Annotated in this window: 2 protein-coding genes; one reads left to right on the top strand and one right to left on the bottom strand. The window is 68.8% G+C overall.

Annotated elements, in window-relative coordinates:
- The first annotated feature begins 97 nt into the window (after positions 1-97).
- Positions 98-220, top strand: coding sequence for an aminopeptidase (locus tag D7V93_RS43625; protein WP_120611322.1), 123 nt, complete (start codon positions 98-100; stop codon positions 218-220).
- A 34-nt stretch (positions 221-254) separates the two neighbouring features.
- Here D7V93_RS43625 and D7V93_RS43620 read toward each other — a convergent pair whose 3' ends face one another.
- Positions 255-770, bottom strand: coding sequence for a hypothetical protein (locus D7V93_RS43620; RefSeq protein WP_120648730.1), 516 nt, complete (start codon positions 768-770; stop codon positions 255-257).
- Positions 771-829 lie beyond the last annotated feature (59 nt).

The following is an 829-nucleotide window of genomic DNA, read 5'->3' as shown; positions in this document are numbered from 1 at the left end:
GCATCCGACGATCCCGAGGGTTCCCCTTCCGGGAGCCCGTCGGGTTCTGATAGGTAGACCCCCCTTTGCTCCATTCCGGAGACTAGGAGCCACTTACATGGCCAACAGCAAGAGCAAGCACCGCCGCGTGCAGATGAAGATCCGTCAGCACCACAAGAAGCGGGTCAAGAAGCAGAAGCTGGCCGCGAAGGCCGCCGCCGCCGAAGGCAAGAAGAAGTAGTTCCCGCCTCGGACCCGCTCCCGGCGGCCCTGGCTCACCGCCGGGTCGCCGTGAAGGGGCGGGTGACGAAGCAACGCTGGCTGGTTCCGCCGTTCAGCCGCGAGAAGTTGCCGGTGAAGATCCCCGACAGGCTTCCGTCGCCCCCGCCGTCCGCCGGTCCCCCGGTGAAGGACGCGGTCAGGCTCAGGAAGGTGGTCAGCCCGCCATCCGCGCTGGGCAGGGGCGCTCCCGTGAGGCTCAGATCGCCCGTGGCGCTCACCTGGCCCCTCAGGGCCACTCCCTCCAGCGAACCGGTGAGGGTTCCTCCGTCGCGCATGAGGCGCAGGTCCTTGCCTTCGGGCAGGGCCGGCACGTTCAGGTTGACGCACTCGGGCGGAAGGCCCGCGTCGCCCCGGAAGGCCAAGGGGTAGGCGCCCTCCACGGGGGCGCACTCTTCACCACAGTCCTGCGCCGCGCCGTCGTCGCCGCAGGCGGGAGCGAGGAGGAGGACGGTGCTGGAGACCAGGGCCGTCGTGACGGCCGCCAGGGGGATGAAACGTCCAGTATTCATGGGTGGGAATCTCCGGGAGGGGCAGGCGGGCTTCCTGGTTGGAAATGCCGTTCCTAGGT

This window comes from Corallococcus llansteffanensis (genome assembly GCF_003612055.1).
GTDB lineage: Bacteria > Myxococcota > Myxococcia > Myxococcales > Myxococcaceae > Corallococcus > Corallococcus llansteffanensis.
The sequence above is the reverse complement of the archived record's forward strand: the minus strand, read 5'-3'. Positions and strand labels throughout refer to the sequence as shown.

Bases quoted from the DNA above. Each gene is read 5' to 3' on its own strand.
- D7V93_RS43625 (WP_120611322.1), top strand. From the start codon at position 98: ATGGCCAACAGCAAGAGCAAGCACCGCCGCGTGCAGATGAAGATCCGT.
- D7V93_RS43620 (WP_120648730.1), bottom strand. From the start codon at position 770: ATGAATACTGGACGTTTCATCCCCCTGGCGGCCGTCACGACGGCCCTG.